The sequence below is a fragment of the Pseudomonas sp. S2_E01 genome (assembly GCF_054668365.1).
The window spans coordinates 2,958,032-2,974,526 of record NZ_CP162762.1; the positions used below are offsets into that span (position 1 = coordinate 2,958,032).

At 60.3% G+C, this 16,495-nt stretch carries 14 protein-coding genes; 4 read left to right on the forward strand and 10 right to left on the reverse strand.

All coding sequences use genetic code 11. The features are described from left to right. Positions 1-4 precede the first annotated feature (4 nt). The 3 genes from AB4O36_RS13475 to AB4O36_RS13485 form a co-directional block, all read right to left on the reverse strand. Positions 5-2,245 (reverse strand): xanthine dehydrogenase family protein molybdopterin-binding subunit, encoded by a 2,241-nt coding sequence (locus tag AB4O36_RS13475; protein ID WP_460141988.1) that lies wholly within the window; start codon positions 2,243-2,245, stop codon positions 5-7. Further along, positions 2,245-2,712 (reverse strand): (2Fe-2S)-binding protein, encoded by a 468-nt coding sequence (locus AB4O36_RS13480; protein ID WP_460125944.1) that lies wholly within the window; start codon positions 2,710-2,712, stop codon positions 2,245-2,247. Before AB4O36_RS13480 ends, AB4O36_RS13475 begins: the two co-directional genes overlap by 1 nt. Before the next feature lie 160 nt (positions 2,713-2,872). Further along, a complete protein-coding gene (locus AB4O36_RS13485; RefSeq protein ID WP_460125946.1) occupies positions 2,873-3,781 on the reverse strand; it encodes an AraC family transcriptional regulator in 909 nt (302 codons plus the stop codon). A 293-nt stretch (positions 3,782-4,074) separates the two neighbouring features. Between AB4O36_RS13485 and AB4O36_RS13490 the strand changes: the two genes are divergently transcribed. Continuing rightward, entirely contained in the window at positions 4,075-5,598 is a 1,524-nt protein-coding gene (locus tag AB4O36_RS13490; RefSeq protein ID WP_460141989.1) for a sensor domain-containing diguanylate cyclase, read from the forward strand. A gap of 101 nt (positions 5,599-5,699) precedes the next feature. On the opposite strand, the gene AB4O36_RS13495 is transcribed toward AB4O36_RS13490, so the two are convergent. Beyond that, the gene (locus AB4O36_RS13495) at positions 5,700-6,596 is read right to left on the reverse strand and encodes a LysR family transcriptional regulator (protein ID WP_460141990.1); all 897 of its coding nucleotides are present in this window, start codon (positions 6,594-6,596) and stop codon (positions 5,700-5,702) included. A gap of 97 nt (positions 6,597-6,693) precedes the next feature. Here AB4O36_RS13495 and AB4O36_RS13500 point away from each other — a divergent pair, with 97 nt between their 5' ends. Then, on the forward strand, positions 6,694-8,112 hold the full coding sequence (locus tag AB4O36_RS13500; protein WP_460141991.1) for an aldehyde dehydrogenase family protein: 1,419 nt from the start codon (positions 6,694-6,696) through the stop codon (positions 8,110-8,112). 44 nt (positions 8,113-8,156) lie between these two features. Here the strand turns inward: AB4O36_RS13500 and AB4O36_RS13505 are convergent, their stop codons facing one another. From AB4O36_RS13505 to AB4O36_RS13530, 6 genes are all read right to left on the reverse strand, one after another. Then, positions 8,157-8,390 carry a hypothetical protein gene (locus AB4O36_RS13505; protein ID WP_460141992.1) on the reverse strand — a complete coding sequence of 78 codons (234 nt, stop codon included), beginning with the start codon at positions 8,388-8,390 and terminating at the stop codon, positions 8,157-8,159. Between the two features lie 189 nt (positions 8,391-8,579). Continuing rightward, positions 8,580-9,302: a DUF72 domain-containing protein gene (locus AB4O36_RS13510; RefSeq protein WP_460141993.1), complete on the reverse strand. Its 723-nt coding sequence runs from the start codon at positions 9,300-9,302 to the stop codon at positions 8,580-8,582. Further along, positions 9,299-9,730, reverse strand: a complete 432-nt coding sequence (locus AB4O36_RS13515) for an HhH-GDP family DNA glycosylase (RefSeq protein WP_460141994.1) — start codon at positions 9,728-9,730, stop codon at positions 9,299-9,301. The genes AB4O36_RS13510 and AB4O36_RS13515 overlap by 4 nt, the downstream gene beginning before the upstream one ends. Positions 9,731-9,750: 20 nt before the next feature. Continuing rightward, a complete protein-coding gene (locus AB4O36_RS13520; protein WP_460141995.1) occupies positions 9,751-11,538 on the reverse strand; it encodes a thiamine pyrophosphate-requiring protein in 1,788 nt (595 codons plus the stop codon). A gap of 195 nt (positions 11,539-11,733) precedes the next feature. Then, entirely contained in the window at positions 11,734-12,735 is a 1,002-nt protein-coding gene (gene cydB / locus AB4O36_RS13525) for a cytochrome d ubiquinol oxidase subunit II (RefSeq protein WP_460125962.1), read from the reverse strand. 12 nt (positions 12,736-12,747) lie between these two features. Further along, positions 12,748-14,124, reverse strand: a complete 1,377-nt coding sequence (locus tag AB4O36_RS13530; RefSeq protein WP_460141996.1) for a cytochrome ubiquinol oxidase subunit I — start codon at positions 14,122-14,124, stop codon at positions 12,748-12,750. A gap of 352 nt (positions 14,125-14,476) precedes the next feature. Between AB4O36_RS13530 and AB4O36_RS13535 the strand changes: the two genes are divergently transcribed. Next, on the forward strand, positions 14,477-14,953 hold the full coding sequence (locus tag AB4O36_RS13535; protein WP_460125966.1) for a hemerythrin domain-containing protein: 477 nt from the start codon (positions 14,477-14,479) through the stop codon (positions 14,951-14,953). 213 nt (positions 14,954-15,166) lie between these two features. Further along, positions 15,167-16,387 (forward strand): zinc-dependent alcohol dehydrogenase, encoded by a 1,221-nt coding sequence (locus AB4O36_RS13540; protein WP_460141997.1) that lies wholly within the window; start codon positions 15,167-15,169, stop codon positions 16,385-16,387. The last annotated feature ends 108 nt before the right edge of the window (positions 16,388-16,495 follow it).

Consider the following 16,495-nt stretch of genomic DNA (forward strand, 5'->3'; position numbering starts at 1 on the left):
CGGGTCAAGTGAAGGTGTATCGGCTTAACGGCATGCTGCGGATACGCTGCCCCGTGAGCGTTGCCACCGCATTGGCCACGGCAGGCGCTACCGCCGGCAACGGCGGCTCACCGATACCCCCCATTTTCTCCCCGCTTTCGACAATGCGCACGTGCACCCGGGCCATCCGTGAAGGCGGCAGGATCGGATACAAATCGTAGTTGCGTGCACGAGGCTTGCCGTCGATGTACACCGCCTCCTCCACCAGCGTCTGCGACAGCCCCAATGCGACCGCCCCATTGACCTGGGCCTCGACAATGGCCGGATTGACGATGCTGCCCGGGTCGATCGCCTGCCAGATATCGTGAACCCTGACCTGGCCGTTCTCGATCGATACTTCGGCGATCACAGCCGTCTGCGTGCCAAACGGCGAAGCCATGGCCACGCCACGGGCACGTTTGCTGCCGTCTTCGGCGGTGAACGGGCCGCGTTTCCAGCCACCGGACAACTCGCCCACGGCGTTAAGCAGCGTGGTCAGGCGCTGGTTGTCGCGCAGCAGGTGCAGGCGCAGTTCGAACGGGTCCTTGCCACCCTTGTCGGCGATTTCATCGAGGAACGCTTCGTAGAAGAAGTCATTGAGCGAATTGCCCACCGACCGCCAGTAGCCGAGCATCATCGGGCCTTTCACGTAAATCTGCGCAATCCGCTTGTTGGGGATCGCGTACGACTTGCCGGCCAGGCCTTCGAGGGCCGTCGGGTCGTTTTTCTCGCCCTGCTTGCCGGCGAGGGCTTCGGTGGGGCCTTCGGTGGCGCTGATCGCTTCGATGGCGATCGGCAGGCCGTCAGCGTCCAGTGCCGCGCGAAAATTGACCGCCGCGACGGGCCGATACGCGTCCCGCACAAATTCCTCCTCACGGGTCCAGATCAGCTTGACCGGGCGTCCTACGGCCTTGGCCAGCTCGATGGCCTGCGGGTAAGGATTGGCCGAGTCGTAAAGGAAATGCCGGCCAAAAAAACCACCCAGCAACGGCGAATGCAAGGTGATGCGCGAAGCATCAAGGCCGGTGCGCTTGGCGATGTCGGCGCGGAACATGTCCGGTGCCTGGTTGGGAAGCCAGACTTCCAGGGAGCCATCCGGGTTATAGCGTGCCAGCGCCGAAGGTGGCTCCAACTGACCGTGGTTGAGGTACTGATTGTGGTACGTCGCCTCGATTTTGCTCTTGGCGCTGGCCAAAGCCCCGGCAACATCGCCTTCGTTTTCGCTGTCACGAGCCGGCCCCTTCTCGGCAGCCAGGCGTTTGATGTAATCATCGCTGGAAAAATCCGCCGGCATTGGCCGCACCTTGGAGTCGGCGCCCGGTTCCAGCCAGTCGACTTGCACCGCTTCCACCGCGCGTTTGGCATGCCACCAGCGCTCGGCCACCACCGCCACCGCGCCGGGCAGGCGATGCACCGAGTGCACGCCTTTCATGGCCTTGACCTGCTCTTCGTTACGCAGGTTGCCAATGGTCATGCCCAGGCGCGGCGCGTGTTGCACCGCAGCGTGCAGCATGTCGTCGACTTTCAGGTCGATGCTGTAGAGCGCCTTGCCGGTTGACTTGTCGTAGGCGTCGACGCGCTTGACGGGTTTGCCGATCCAACGGAACTGGCTCGGGTCGCGCAATTTCACACTCGCAGGATCCGGCACCGGCAGGTCCATGGCGCGCTCGGCCAGCTCGCCGTAGGCCACTGACCGACCCGATGCGGCGTGTACCACCTTGCCAGGCTCGGTGGTCAATTCGCCCACCGGTACACCGAGTTTTTCGGCACCGGCCTGCAGCATCATGGCCCGGGCCAAAGCACCCAGGCGACGCATCGTCGGGTAGCTCATGCGCACCGACATGCTGCCGCCAGTGATGCGCATGCCGTTTTCCATCACCACATAAGCCTCGCCCGGTGGCGCGGCTTCAACCAGGAAAGTCGCCGGATCGGCATCCAGTTCTTCGCCAACGATCTGCGCCATGGCGGTGTAGGTGCCCTGCCCGCCTTCCATGAAGGGGCACAGCAGGCGCACGGTGTTATCGGGACGGATTTCCAGGAATGCCGGCACCTGGGTGCCACGTTCTCCGGCGACAGTGGCAGCCGCCTGAACACGCGCCGAACCGAGCGGCAGGCCGAAACCGAGTACCAGCGCGCCCACGGCCGTGCCGGCAAGGAAGCGGCGCCGGGAGACGTTGACCGGGTCGGTCAGCAAGGACGCTTGTGCAGAATCGATAGGCGCGTTCATCAGGCATCCCCCTTCGTTGCAGGCTGGCCCGCCAGATCATGGACGGCGGCCTGGATGGCGTTATAGGTGCCGCAGCGGCAGAGGTTGACCATCGCTGCCTCGATCTGGGCATCGTTGGGGTTGGGGTTGTTTTTCAGCAGTGCCGTGGCGGCCATGACCTGGCCGGACTGGCAGTAGCCGCACTGGGCCACCTGGTGTTCGACCCAGGTCGCCACCACGCGTTTGCCGACTTCATCGGCCTCGATCGCCTCGATCGTGGTCACTTCGCGACCGACCACACCGGCCACCGGCGTCACGCAGGAGCGCACGACGTTGCCGTCCACCAGCACGGAGCACGCACCGCACTGCGCCAGCCCGCAGCCATATTTGGTGCCGGTCATGCCCAGGTCATCGCGAATCACCCACAGCAGGGGCGTATCGGCGTCGGCGTCGACCTGATAAGTCTTCTGGTTGATTCGTAGTTCCATGGTTCACCCGCTGATCATCGGTTGGTGTGGCTAGTTATGTTTTTAAAACACCGCCAATCCACTGTAGGAGCAGCCGGTCGACGCTCGATTGCTCGCGATGGCGGTGTGTCAGGCAATGTTGTTGCAGGAATTGACGGCCCTATCGCGAGCAAGCTCGCTCCTACAAGGTCTCCGGTTGGCCGCGCAGGCTGGCTATGTCATTTCTGGGTGCACTGCCAAACATCCGCCCGTACTCACGACTGAACTGCGACGGGCTTTCGTAACCTACCGCAAATGCCGCCCGCGACACATCCAGGCGGTCACTGAGCATCAATCGCCGCGCTTCGTTCAGGCGCAGCCATTTCTGATATTGCAACGGGCTCATGGCAGTCAGTTGACGGAAATGGTGGTGAAAGGTCGGCGCGCTCATTTGTACCCGGGCCGCCAGTTCGTCGATCCGCAAAGGAATGGTGTAGTTGAGCTTGAGCCAGTCGATGGCCTTGGCAATGCGATAACCCTGCCCGTCCACCGCCGTGATCTGACGCAACCGCGCGGCTTGATCGCTCTTGAGCAAACGGTAATGAACCTCACGCAGGATCAACGGCGCGAGCACCGCAATCGCCTCGGGCTCATCGAGCAGCGCCACCAGGCGATTGAGCGCCTCGTCCAGCGCCGTGGTCATGGTGCCGATGCCGACGCCCTTGTCGATCGTACGACTGCGGGTTGCAGGCATACCGCCCTTGGCGATGACTTCGGCCAGCATCGGCACATCCAGTTTCAGGACCAGCCCGACACAGGGCTCCTCGCGGCTGGCAACCAGCACTTCGGAATTGGCCGGTAAGTCCAGAGAGGTAATCAGAAAGCCGCTACGGTCGTAACGGTAGCTCTCGCCGCCCACCCACAAACGCTTTTCGCCCCGGGCCACCAGAATCAGGCTTGGCTCGACCATGCACACGGCAGGTGCCATCGGTTGGTCGCGACGAAACAAAGCCAGCCCGGGAATCGACGTTGCAAAATCACCCGTGTGAGTGACACGCGGGTCGATATTCAAGGCCAGTGACGATTCCTGGCTGGGATTGACATGGCGCATGATGAAGGACTCCTGATGGCCAGACTGTAGCCTTTGAGTCCCATCATTCCTATCCATTACCCTGCATGTTCATAGGATCAGGCAAGGATTCGATCGGATTGCGCAAGTGGGGGGGGGCGTTCGTTACAACGACCAAGGCATGAGTCAAGGCGCACTTGCCTTGCTCTGAATCTGTTGCTGCAGCAACGTATCGCAGCTTGTATCCTTGGCAACATGAGGGCAAACAGCCGCAGCTATTAACCTGTTCCATACTGTTGTTGGGATGTGAAAAGGACTTTCCATAAGGTAGTGACGTGAAGCGTGATACCCGGCTTGTAGTGCTTTTGATGTTGGTGATCGGTTTTTCTCTGGCGTCGCTGACTATCTGGAAGGTAATAGCGTCCCGAGAAAAAGTGCTGGAAGCAGTGAACATCCAGGGGTTGAATCTCACCCAGGCGCTGGAAACCTACTCCGAAGGCATTGTCCGCCAGAGCTCGCTCCTGCTGCTTGGCCTCGTCGAACGCCTGGAAACCGAAGGCAGCGGGCCGGCCCAGATAGAGCGATTCACTTCGCTGATCAATCGACAGCAGCCACTGATGCCACAGCTCAGTGGCGTGACGGTCTACGATAATCAGGGAAACTGGCTGATGTCTTCCAACAGGCCGATTCCGGCTGGGGCGAACAGCCGTGATCGGGCCTATTTCGTTCATCATCGCAACGATCCCTCCCGTGAGACCTTTATTGGCCCGCCGATCCAAAGCCGTTCCAACCAGGAATGGGTCATCACCGTCAGTCGACGCTTCAATGATGCTCAAGGCCAGTTTGCCGGAGTCGTCGCAGTCACCCTGGGCATCGAGAACTTTCTTCGACTGTTTGGAAAGATCGACGTAGGCCAGGATGGGGCCATCGGGCTGTCCTATACCGACGGTACGATGCTGGTGCGTTATCCATTCCGAGAGCAGGACATGGGCCGCAACTTTTCCAAGTCGCCCATCTATGCGAAGTATCTTGTCGATCAATCTGTCGGCACCGCCTCGTTTACCTCCAGCCTGGATGGCGTAGAGCGGCTTTATGCCTTCCGAAAGAGTGACGTATTGCCACTGGTCACGACGGTCGCCCTTGGGAAACAAGAGTCGCTGGCGGCGTGGCGCATGGAGGCTTTGCTGTCGGCAGTCGTCGTGAGCGGGCTTCTGGGTCTTACCGGCCTCATCGGGTGGTTTTTGATCCTGGATATCCGTCGTCGAACCCAGGTAGAGGCCCAACTGCTGACGACTCAGCAGCAATTGCTTTCCTCGAACGGGCAGCTTGAATTGCTGGCGATGAAGGACGCGCTGACCGGCCTCGCCAATCGGCGCTGTTTTGACGAGAGCCTGGCCAGGGAAGCGCGGCGGGCGCAGCGCGAAGGCACGTCGTTGGCTTTGCTGATGCTCGATATCGATTACTTCAAGCGTTTCAACGACGCCTACGGGCATGTCGCCGGCGACGCGTGCCTGCAGACAGTGGGTCGTATCCTTGAAGAGTGTGTCAGGCGGCCCTCCGATCTGGTGGCACGCTATGGCGGAGAAGAAATAGCCGTCATCATGCCCAACACCAGCACAGAAGGTGCCGTGGTCGTGGCACACAGCATTCTCCAACGATTGCAGTTCGAGAACATTGCCCACGACGCCAGTCCTTTTGGACGGGTAACCGTGAGTATTGGGATCGTCACGGCAACGGGCGCCCAGCTGGAGCCTCTACAAGGGGTGATCGAGGTGGCCGATGCGGCGCTCTACACCGCCAAGGCACAGGGGCGTAATCAGTTAGCGGAGGGACATTGGGCCGCAATAGCCCATCATTGATTGCTCTACCGGACACCGCGGGCATCCAGACAACCCGCGTTATCGTTGACGACCATCGCGAGTGAACTCGCTCCCACATGAGAGGATCGTGTTCCTATAGATCATTTACCCCGCACTTCCTGTATCAACTCAATGAACGCCCGCAACGCCGCCGGTACGTGGCGGTGGCCTGAGTAATACAGGCAAAGCCCCGGCGTTTGCATTGCGCAATCCTCGAGCACCGCTACCAACGCCCCGCTGTCGAGATCATCCGCTACATACCAACGCGCCAGTTGCGCCAACCCCATCGAAGACAGCGCCGCCTGGCGCATCATCAACGGCGCATCCAGCACCAGCGTGCCCGGCACATCCACCGCCACCGCCTTGCCCCTGGTCGGCAACTGCCACGGTGAAGGCGTGCCATTGGGCAGGCGGGCGCGGATGCAAGCGTGGTTGGCCAGGTCGCTGATACGCTTGGGCTTGCCATGCTCGGCAAAATAGTCTGCCGAACCCACGATGACCATCGGCACCGCCTCGGTGATCGGCACACGGATCATGTCTTTGGGCACCAGATGGCTGGGTCGCAGTCCGGCATCGAAGCCTTCGGCGATGATGTCCACCAACTCGCCTTCAGTGACGACGTCCAGCGTCACTTGCGGGTAGCGCCTGGAAAACTCGGCCATGAATGGCTGCCAGCTCATCAACGCCGCCCCAAGAGAACTGTTGATTCGCAGGCTGCCCGACGGTATCAGACGCTGGTCGCTGACGGTGATCATGGCCTCTTCGATCTGCTTGACCGCCGGGGCGATCTGCTCGACGAACTCGCGGCCAGCATCGGTCAACGCCACGCTGCGGGTGGTGCGATGAAACAACCGGGAGCCCAGGCGCGCTTCCAGCCCCGCCACGGCGCTGCTCACCGCCGAGGTGGACATTTCCAGCTCTACGGCGGCGGCGCGAAAACTCTGGCGACGGGCCACGGCCAGCACCACATGCAATTCGATAAGTCCGCTCTTGTGCATAGTCCTGATTTTCCAGATAGCTCAAGCGTCTTTGCCTGCGTAGTCCAGACAATAGCTCAGCCCTAAACTGGCGCTCAACCCTCTTGAGGAGCATGGCATGCGCCAATTCAACCAGGCTTACATCAATGGCCGTTTCGTACCTGTGCACGGCGAAACGGTGATACACAGCATCAACCCGGCGACCGAGGAGGTCATCGGTGCGACCACATTGGCCAACCGCGACGATGCCAAGGCAGCCATTGCAGCGGCCAACCGTGCACAACTATCGCTCGAACAGACCGGTAAAGCCGAGCGCATCGACATGCTCAGGTCACTGCAAGCCGCCCTGCTCGCCCGCGCCGATGACATTCGTGACGTGACCATCGAGGAATATGGCGGCCCGGTTTCCCGTGCGCAGTGGGTCAGCCAGTACGCCTCGCAGTGTTTCGCCCGCACCGCCGATATCCTCGCTACCTACGACTTTACCCAGCGCCTGGGTGACGGCGTGGTGCACAAGGTGCCAGTCGGCGTCTCGGCCCTGATCGTGCCGTGGAACAGCGTCGCCGGCACCATCTGCAACAAACTGGCTTCGGCGCTGGGGGCCGGTTGCGCCTCGGTGATCAAGCCGAGCGAACTCAGCCCATTGCAAACCGAAGTAACTGCCCAGGCGCTGCACGCCGCCGGCTTGCCAGACGGCTACTTCAACATCCTGCTGGGGCGTGGCGAAGACGTCGGTGATGAACTGAGCACCAGCGCCGACGTGGCGAAGATCTCCTTCACCGGCTCGACCCAGACCGGCAAGCGGATCGCCCGCACAGCAGTGGACACGATGAAGCGTGTAAGCCTGGGCCTCACGGGTAAATCGGCAACCATTGTGCTCGACGATGCCGACCTCGCCACGGTCATCCCGCAGGCCGTGGCCGCCGCCTTCATGAACAACGGCCAGGCGTGCATCGCCGGCACCCGCTTGCTGGTCCCACGCCAGCGCCTGGAGGAAGTGCTGCTACGGGTGCGCGCTTACGTGGCCACGTTGCAGGTGGGCGATCCCCGTGACCCTGCCACCGCCATCGGCCCGCTGGCCAGCCACGACCAATACGAACGCATTCAGCGCTACATCCGCGTGGGTCTCGAACAAGGCGCAACCTTGATTACTGGTGGCGAGGGGCGCCCCGAGAGCATCGAGCGCGGTTACTACGTCAGGCCGACCGTGTTCGCCCAGGTGCGCAACGACATGGACATCGCCCGGGAAGAAATCTTCGGCCCTGTGCTGTCGATCCTCACCTACGAAACGGACGTCGAGGCCGTGGCGATGGCCAACGACTCAGTCTACGGATTGCAGGCCTATGTGTTCTCGACGGACGTCAAGCGTGCTCAGTCCATTGCGCGGCGACTGGAGGCCGGTGGTGTGCTGATCAACCGGATCGCTATTGATCCGCTTGCGCCGTTCGGCGGGTTCAAACAATCAGGTATTGGCCGGGAGAACGGCCTGTACGGGCTGGAAGCCTTCCTGGAAACCAGGGCGATTGTGACTGGCTGATTGAAAGATTGCATCTGCTGCAACAGACATCGGTGCCTAGTGTTCTAGGTCACCAGCAAGGCTTCGTGCACTTCAATCGACGGGATGCAACCTGCCGTGCGCTGGTCATCGAGCCAGCGCCTGGTTTTGCTCACATCAAAGATCTGGCCTTGGTCGATCAAGGCCAGGATGAGCTCGTCCGAAACGCGATAGCGTCCGCATTCCGGACAGTCCCGCTCTTCCCAGGGGCCCGAACAGAGGATGCGCTCGGCCGCACCTACACAAATAAGACAGTTCATCGCGATCACCTTTTTTTATTGTTGTAGTCGACAAGCGATTGCCGGCAAGTCAATCGACAGGGAAACTTGCGCGGAGTTCTGCGCTGAACCTGTGGGAGCGGGCTCGCCCGCGATAGCGGTGTATCAGGCAATCTGGATGTCGTTTGGCCTATCGCTTCGCGACGGTTCGACGCCTCGACATGCTCGCTCCTACAGATGGGTATCAAGCAGTGATAAGAGGGTCAGTGCATTGGCCATGGCTGCGCCGCTGGCGGTGTTGTCGAAAATGCACCACGTGCTCTCGGCCTGCTGCGTTGTCAATTGGACCGCAAGACTCTCCAGATAAGGTAAATCGTAAGGGCTGTGATAAATGCGCGGAGAGCCGTGCAGCCGCCAGTACCTCGGCGTGCCGGCGGGCGTCCTATCGGTGCTGATACGTGAAGGATCGACGGCGGCTTGACTGACCTGGTGGCTAATCAACAACGGCTGCGCGCTGCACCAAGATTCATGCCGTGGTTCCAGCACAACGGGAGTGACACATTGCTCTCTGAGCGCCATGAAAAAGCGCTGTGCTACGGCTTCGTCATAGGCCAGCGACGGAGGAAGCTGCACCAAAAGGCAGCCCAGACGGTCTCCGAGCCCAGCGCATTGATCAAGGAACGTTTCGAGTTCCGTCTCGCAACCTGCCAACCGTAATTGGTGCGTGATGACTTTCGGCATTTTAACGCTGAAACGAAAGTCCTCAGGCACCGATTGCGCCCAGCGCTCATAGGTCGCCCGGCGATGAGGGCGGTAGAAAGAGCTGCTGATTTCAACGCCTGTGAGCCTGCCAGCGTAGCGCTGCAAATGCGTGCCTTCGCCGGAAAATCCATCGGCAAAATCGCGCCCTATGCTCCACCCTGCGCAACCTACGTAAATACGCGGTTTGTTCAAAACAGCACCCTGCCCGCTTCTCTCATGAAAATCTCGATGGTCTTCGGACCGATTCCCTCGAAGGCAGACAAGCGCTTCTCAAATTCGCGAATATCGTCACTCGCTTCTCGCACGTTCAGCACCTTGCCTGCGTATTCCTCGTTGAGTGTGTGCGCGAGACTCAATAGCCGAGACGCCGTGGATTCGTCGTATCGCACATAACGGCCCTCGCCGAGCATCCTCACCAATTCACGATGCGAACAGGCCGCGAGCTTTCGCGGGCTATCACAATGATGCCGGTCGACAATCACCCGATAAGCCTCGGCGGCGATCTCGGACTGAATGCGTTTGCCCATCAGGAAGCTGGCAATCAACCACTTGAACAGCCCCTGTTCGTTGGCATCTGCAAGATCAATCTGCAGGTCCTGCGCGCTGATGACTTTGGTCATGGGGCTAATCCTGGCTGCGCCTATTTCTTGCGTGGCAGCACCGCACCCAACACCTGCTTGGCGGTCTGTACCACAATGCCGGCCTGGTCCGGATCACCCTTGAGCAAGGTGGTGGCAAATTTCTTCGCCTGCTCGAGCTTGATGTGCGGCGGTAGCGGCGGCACATTCGGGTCGGTCTTGAATTCGATCAGCACCGGCACGTCCGAGGCCAACGCTTCATCCCACGCAGCAGCCACGTCCTCTTCACGCTCGACAAAGATGCCCTTCAAGCCAATGGAAATGGCGAACAGGTGATAAGGCACGTCAGGAATGGACTGCGAGGCTTCGAACTTGGGGTCCCCTTCCATCACCCGTTGTTCCCAGGTGACCTGATTGAGATCCTCGTTATTGAACACCGCGCAGATCCACTTGGGGTTGTCCCATTGCTGCCAATACTTGGCCACGGTGATCAATTCGGCCATGTTGCTCATTTGCATCGCGCCATCCCCCACCAGAGCAATCACCGGGCGTTGCGGGAAGGCGAACTTGGCGGCAATCGCGTAGGGCACGGCGGCGCCCATCGAAGCCAGACCACCGGACAACGAACACTTCATGCCGCGCCGCACCTTGAGGTCACGGGCGAACCAGTTGGCGCAGGAGCCGGAATCGCTGGTGATGATCGAAAGCTCCGGCAGACGCGGCGACAGCTCGAACACCACCCGCTGCGGGTTGATCGGGTCCGCCTTGACCATGGCGCGCTTTTCCAGGGTTTTCTCCCAGCTGCTGCGCCAGCCTTCGACCTTTTTGCGCCACCGGCGCGAGGTCTTGTGCTCCAGCAATGGCAACAACGCCGAGAGCGTTTCGCCGGCATCCCCAACCAGGTTCATCTCCATGGGATAACGCAGGCTGAGCATGTCGGGCTGCAAATCAATCTGCACCCCGCGTGCCTGCCCTTCCTTGGGCAGGAACTCGGAGTACGGGAACCCCGAGCCGATCATCAGCAAGGTGTCGCATTCAGTCATCAGCTTGTAGCTGGGCTCGGTGCCGAGCAGCCCGATGCTGCCGGTGACCCACGGCAACTCGTCCGGCAGCGCCGCTTTACCAAGCAACGCCTTGGCGACACCGGCACCGAGTTTTTCCGCCACGGCAATCACTTGGTCGGTCGCCTGCAACGCGCCCGCCCCCACCAGGATTGCGACCTTTTCACCCGCGTTCAGAACGTCGGCGGCGCGTTGCAGATCCGCTTCATAAGGCACAACCTTCGGCTTGGTGTAGCCCACCCCGGAATGCACCGTACCGTGCTCTCTGCCCGGCGGCTCGTATTCAAGGTCCTGCAAGTCATTGGGCAGGATGATCGCCGTCACTCGACGCTCGCCGATGGCCGTGCGCACGGCCCTGTCGATCAGGTGGCGAACCTGGGCCGGTGCCGATGCCTGCTGCACAAAGGCGCCGGCCACGTCCTTGAACATCGACAGCAAATCCAGTTCCTGCTGATAGTGCCCACCCAGCGCGGCACGGGCCTGCTGGCCGACGATTGCCAGGACTGGCATGTGGTCCATCCGGGCATCATAGAGGCCGGTAATCAGGTGCGAGGCGCCGGGGCCGGAAGTGGCGATGCACACGCCCAACTCACCGGTGAACTTGGCGTGCGCCGAGGCCATGAAGGCGGCCATCTCTTCGTGGCGCGCCTGGACGAACTCGATCTTGCCCTGTGCCCTGGCCAGCGCGCCGAAGACACCATTGATGCCATCTCCCGGGTAACCAAAGATGCGTGTCACGCCCCACTGGCTGAGCCTTTCAACCAGAAAATCTCCTACAGTCGTTGTCATGTCGCTTTCGCCTCTCACTGATACATTGAGCCTGCGGCTGTGATGCTTGCCGGTGCACGTATAGGTCTGGACAGTCCGGCGATTGGCGAAGTTCGTATGGATGTTGGGTGAGATACGATTGCACGGTGATCCGGCCCCGGCTGACGGGACGGCGTCCCAGGACGATTCGGGGGCGATATCTCAATACCGGCTCCCTCAATCTTCAATCGGATGAATCTTGCCGCTGAACACCCGGAAACCGAAGGTGTTATAGGCCAGCGTCACGGGTATCAACACCGCGAAACCGATCAGCATGAACATCTGGGTGGCGGGGCCGGAAGTGGCGGCCTGCAAGGTCATCTGCGGTGGGATGATCAGCGGCACCAGGGCGATGAGCATCAATGCGAAGGCGAGAATGAACACGCCCAGCGCCGCGAACAAGGGCAAAAAATCACGTCTGGATCGAAACGCCATCAGGAAAGCTGCCAGCAGCGTAATGACCATCGCCGTGGCTGGCAGCCAGACCAGCGGATTTTCCAGGCGACGGGCATATTGCACGTGCAGAGTCGTCGTCCAGATCACCAGCACCGTGAGCAACCCCACTGTCAGGAACGCCAGGCCACTCGAAAGCCGGCGCGCTCGCTGCTGAAGTTCGCCTTCGGTGCGCCAATACAGCCAGCAAACACCGAGCCACGTGTAGCCGACCACCAGCACGGCGCCGCAGAAGAGCGGGAACGCGTTCGACCACTCCCATCCGGTGCCGCTGTACTGCCCTCCCTCATGGGGGACACCCTGTACCAAAGTGCCCAACACAATGCCCTGGCATCCTCCCGCAACGACCGACCCCAACATCAATAAGCCGTCCACCACGCGTTTGATTCGCTCATTGGGCGCATGGTCTCGGAACTCCAGCGCCATGGCGCGCAGAATCAACGCCAGGAACATCAGGATGAACGGCAGGTAAAGCGCGGGCAGGAGGATGGCATAGGCCCGTGGGAACAACGCGAGCAACCCGCCGCCGCCCAGGACCAGCCAGGTTTCGTTTGCATCCCAGATGGGCAAGATACTCACCGCCATGGCCCGACGCTGTTTGGCGCAACGGGTCATGCCCATCATTGCGCCTACACCCAGGTCCGTGCCGTCCAGCAACACATAATTGAGTACGGAAAACCCCAGCGCCGCAGCGCACAGCAGCGTCAGCCAGTCAGTGTCGAACATGCGCCTGTACCCTCATGACTGACCCGTCTCCTTCGCCAGGGCAGGTTGTGGCCCGTCTTCGTGCTCGCCTGGCGGACGGCGCAACAAGCGCAGCAACACCCACAGGCCGATGCCGAAGGTGAGCAGGTAGAACACAAGGAGGGTCCACGTGGCACTGAGCACCTGATCGCGCGACACCGAGGACAGACTGTCGGCCGTGCGCAGCAATCCATACACGGTGAAGGGTTGCCGCCCCATTTCCGTGACCACCCAGCCACTGAGCATCGCCAGCATGCCCGCTGGCGCCATCCACACACTGCCATGCAGCATCCAGCGCGCCGTGTACAACCGCTGCCGCCGGCGCAACACCAGACTGATCACGCCCTGCGCCAGCATCAGCAGGCCCAGCCCGACCATGGCGCGAAAGGCGAAGAACACCGCTGGCACAGGCGGGATGTCCTGCACAGGGAACTCATCGAGCGCCGGTATGGTGCTGCTCAAGTCATGGCGCAAGTACAGGGAGGCGATGCGCGGAATGGCCACCTCCCAATGATTGCGTCGCTCTGTCATATCGGGAATGGCGAACAGGCGCAAAGGTTCGCCAGCGCCCTCTGGCGGACGCGTCCAGGAACCTTCGATGGCCGCTATCTTCTGGGGTTGGAATTCCAGACTGTGCTTGCCGTGCAGATCCCCCACCAAAATTTGCACCGGTATGAGCAACGCAATCACCCACAACGCCATGGAGTAAGTCAGCCTGGCCCGTGGATTGGCAGGGGCACGCAAGAGTTGCCAGGCGCTGACACCGGCCAGCAAGGTGGCAGTCCCCAGCAGCGTGGCCAGGGTCATGTGCACGAACCGATAAGGGAATGACGGGTTGAAAATGATTGCCCACCAGTCCTGCGCAATGAAGCGGCCATCGGCAGCGATGGCGTAACCGGCCGGGGTCTGCATCCAGGAGTTGGCCGACAGTATCCAGAAGGCGCTGATCAGCGACCCTACGGCAACCGCGCAAGTCGCGAAAAAATGCAGGCGCGGACCGACCTTTTTCAAGCCGAATACCATGATTCCGAGGAACCCGGCCTCCAGGAAGAAAGCCACCAGCACTTCGTAGAACATCAACGGTCCCAGGATATCCCCGGCCTGGGTCGACAGGCGCGACCAGTTGAGCCCGAACTGGTACTCCAGAATCAGCCCGGAGGCTGTGCCCACCGCGACATTGAGGGCAAATATTTTCAGCCAGTAACGGTAGAGGTCCATATAAACGCGTTGACGCCGCCACAGCCAGAGCGCTTCGAGCACCATGAGGAAGTTGGCGAGTCCTATCGTCAGCGATGCCAGGACGATATGAAAACTGATGGTGATCGCAAACTGCGCGCGAGCGGCCATCAAGGCCGAATCAACAACTTCCATGTTGCATTCCTGATGGAGCACCACGGCAGCCTTTGCTGAGGGGGAGGTATGGCATGAAGACGTCCGGTTCCAAGGTCGTGGTCGGTGGACCCTCAACCCGGGCCGATGATTCAAACGGCTCTCTGGAGCCGTTAACACGTGCGTCTGTTTTCCTTCTGCAATCTGCAAGTTGATGAGCGGTCAATCATGCAGAACGCCCGACAGGATCATGCGACTTATCCAGATAACTAATTGACTTATAACCATATTTTTACGTCGAGAGATCTGGCACGCCTGATGCAATTTTCAAGGCTGTGCAGCGTTGACGTACTGATCGACGCGCCTTTGACCGTGATGAATGAAGGAGCCTGACATGAACGCCATCGAACTTTTGAAAGCAGACCACGAGCGTGTAAAAACCATCCTCACTCAGTTGAGTGAATCGACTGATCGCGGCATCAAAAAACGCACGGACTTGCTGGCCAAGCTGGAGATGGAAATCACAATCCATACTCAACTGGAAGAAGAAATCCTGTACCCCGCGTTCAAGGAAGCAGGCGGCAAGGACGAAGCAGAAATGTATTACGAAGCCAAGGAAGAACATCGCACCGTCGACGCCCTGGTGCTGCCCGACCTTAAAGCCACCGATCCGAGCACACCGGAATTTGCCGGCCGGGTAAAAGTGGTCAAAGAACTGCTGGAGCATCACATCGAGGAAGAAGAGAAAGAGATGTTCCCTCAGGCCAACAAGCTGCTGGGCAAGGCCAAGCTCAATGAGCTGGGTGCGCAGATGGAAGAAATGAAAGCACAGTACAAAAAGTCGCTGGCGCGCCCTGATATCGCTGCCTGACCCTGCGCGTTATCGTTTACCTCTATCGCGAGCAGGCTCGCCTCCACAGGTCAAGACAAAACTGTTTCACGTGTGGGAGCGAGCCTGCTCGCGATAACCTTCGGACGATGGCGCGTTCATGACCACCAGTCACATCTCTTCAACATCCCTCTGAACTTCACCGCGCCAACCCGCCTCTCCCACTTACCACCCCATCAATGAGAGAGACAGGCCATGCGAGCACTCACCTACCACGGCGCCCACAGCGTCAAGGTCGATAACGTTCCCGATCCCGTCATCGAGAACGACGACGACATCATCCTTAGGGTCACCGCCACAGCGATCTGTGGTTCCGATCTGCATCTGTATCGAGGCAAGATTCCGAAAACGGAGCACGGCGATATCTTCGGCCACGAATTCATGGGCATCGTCGAGGAGGCGGGCTCGGGCGTGACCGCCGTGCAACCCGGCGACCGGGTGGTGATTCCTTTCGTGATCGCTTGCGGCAGTTGCTTCTTTTGCCAGATGGATCTGTTCGCCGCCTGTGAAACCACCAACACCGGGCGCGGCGCGATCCTCAACAAGAAGTCCATTCCGCCAGGGGCTGCCCTGTTCGGTTTCAGCCATCTGTATGGCGGCATTCCAGGCGGGCAAGCGGAATATGTAAGGGTTCCCAAGGCCAATACCGGGCCTTTCAAAGTGCCTGGCACGCTCTCGGACGAGAAGGTGCTGTTTCTCTCCGACATCTTGCCTACCGCGTTTCAGGCGGTGACCAATGCGGCAGTCGGCAAGGGCTTAAGCCTCGCGATCTATGGCGCCGGCCCGGTCGGGCTGTTGAGCGCGGCCTGCGCCAGGATGCTCGGGGTCGAGCAGATTTTCATGGTCGACCACCACCCTTACCGCCTTGCCTATGCGCAAAAAACCTACGGCGTGATCCCCATCAATTTCGATGAGGATGACGACCCGGCGGACACCATCATCCAGCAGACCAAAGGCATGCGTGGTGTCGATGGTGTGGTGGATGCGGTGGGCTTCGAGGCCAAGGGCAGTACCACCGAGACCGTACTCGCCACACTCAAGCTCGAAGGCAGCAGCGGCAAGGCACTGCGCCAATGCATCGCTGCCGTCCGGCGAGGTGGCGTTGTCAGTGTGCCCGGTGTGTATGCAGGGTTCATCCACGGCTTCCTGTTTGGCGATGCATTCGACAAAGGCCTGACATTCAAGATGGGCCAGACCCATGTTCAGCGCTATCTCCCAGAGTTGCTCGAACACATTGAAACCGGACGACTCGCCCCTGAGGTCATCATCAGCCACCGCATGGCCCTGGAGCAGGCTGCCGAAGGCTACAGGATCTTCGACAAGAAGGACGAGGAATGCCGCAAGGTCATCCTCACGCCAGGCGGCGACCAGATTCCCCTGCCGGAAAGCGACGGCTCGCTAGTCCTGAACACCTAGATCCGTTCCCTTTACAGGACGGGATATCACGCACGGGGTATCTCGTCCTTTTTTTGCCTGCACGGATCCTTTCGAACCTTTCAGGGGCCGCATTCGTCATAACCGTAT

What these genes read in the sequence shown, in the direction of transcription:
- AB4O36_RS13475 (WP_460141988.1), bottom strand. Translation starts at nt 2,245, where the DNA reads ATGAACGCGCCTATCGATTCTGCACAAGCGTCCTTGCTGACCGACCCG.
- AB4O36_RS13480 (WP_460125944.1), bottom strand. Translation starts at nt 2,712, where the DNA reads ATGGAACTACGAATCAACCAGAAGACTTATCAGGTCGACGCCGACGCC.
- AB4O36_RS13535 (WP_460125966.1), top strand. Translation starts at nt 14,477, where the DNA reads ATGAACGCCATCGAACTTTTGAAAGCAGACCACGAGCGTGTAAAAACC.
- AB4O36_RS13495 (WP_460141990.1), bottom strand. Translation starts at nt 6,596, where the DNA reads ATGCACAAGAGCGGACTTATCGAATTGCATGTGGTGCTGGCCGTGGCC.
- AB4O36_RS13500 (WP_460141991.1), top strand. Translation starts at nt 6,694, where the DNA reads ATGCGCCAATTCAACCAGGCTTACATCAATGGCCGTTTCGTACCTGTG.
- AB4O36_RS13520 (WP_460141995.1), bottom strand. Translation starts at nt 11,538, where the DNA reads ATGACAACGACTGTAGGAGATTTTCTGGTTGAAAGGCTCAGCCAGTGG.
- cydB (WP_460125962.1), bottom strand. Translation starts at nt 12,735, where the DNA reads ATGTTCGACACTGACTGGCTGACGCTGCTGTGCGCTGCGGCGCTGGGG.
- AB4O36_RS13530 (WP_460141996.1), bottom strand. Translation starts at nt 14,124, where the DNA reads ATGGAAGTTGTTGATTCGGCCTTGATGGCCGCTCGCGCGCAGTTTGCG.
- AB4O36_RS13540 (WP_460141997.1), top strand. Translation starts at nt 15,167, where the DNA reads ATGCGAGCACTCACCTACCACGGCGCCCACAGCGTCAAGGTCGATAAC.
- AB4O36_RS13485 (WP_460125946.1), bottom strand. Translation starts at nt 3,781, where the DNA reads ATGCGCCATGTCAATCCCAGCCAGGAATCGTCACTGGCCTTGAATATC.
- AB4O36_RS13505 (WP_460141992.1), bottom strand. Translation starts at nt 8,390, where the DNA reads ATGAACTGTCTTATTTGTGTAGGTGCGGCCGAGCGCATCCTCTGTTCG.
- AB4O36_RS13515 (WP_460141994.1), bottom strand. Translation starts at nt 9,730, where the DNA reads ATGACCAAAGTCATCAGCGCGCAGGACCTGCAGATTGATCTTGCAGAT.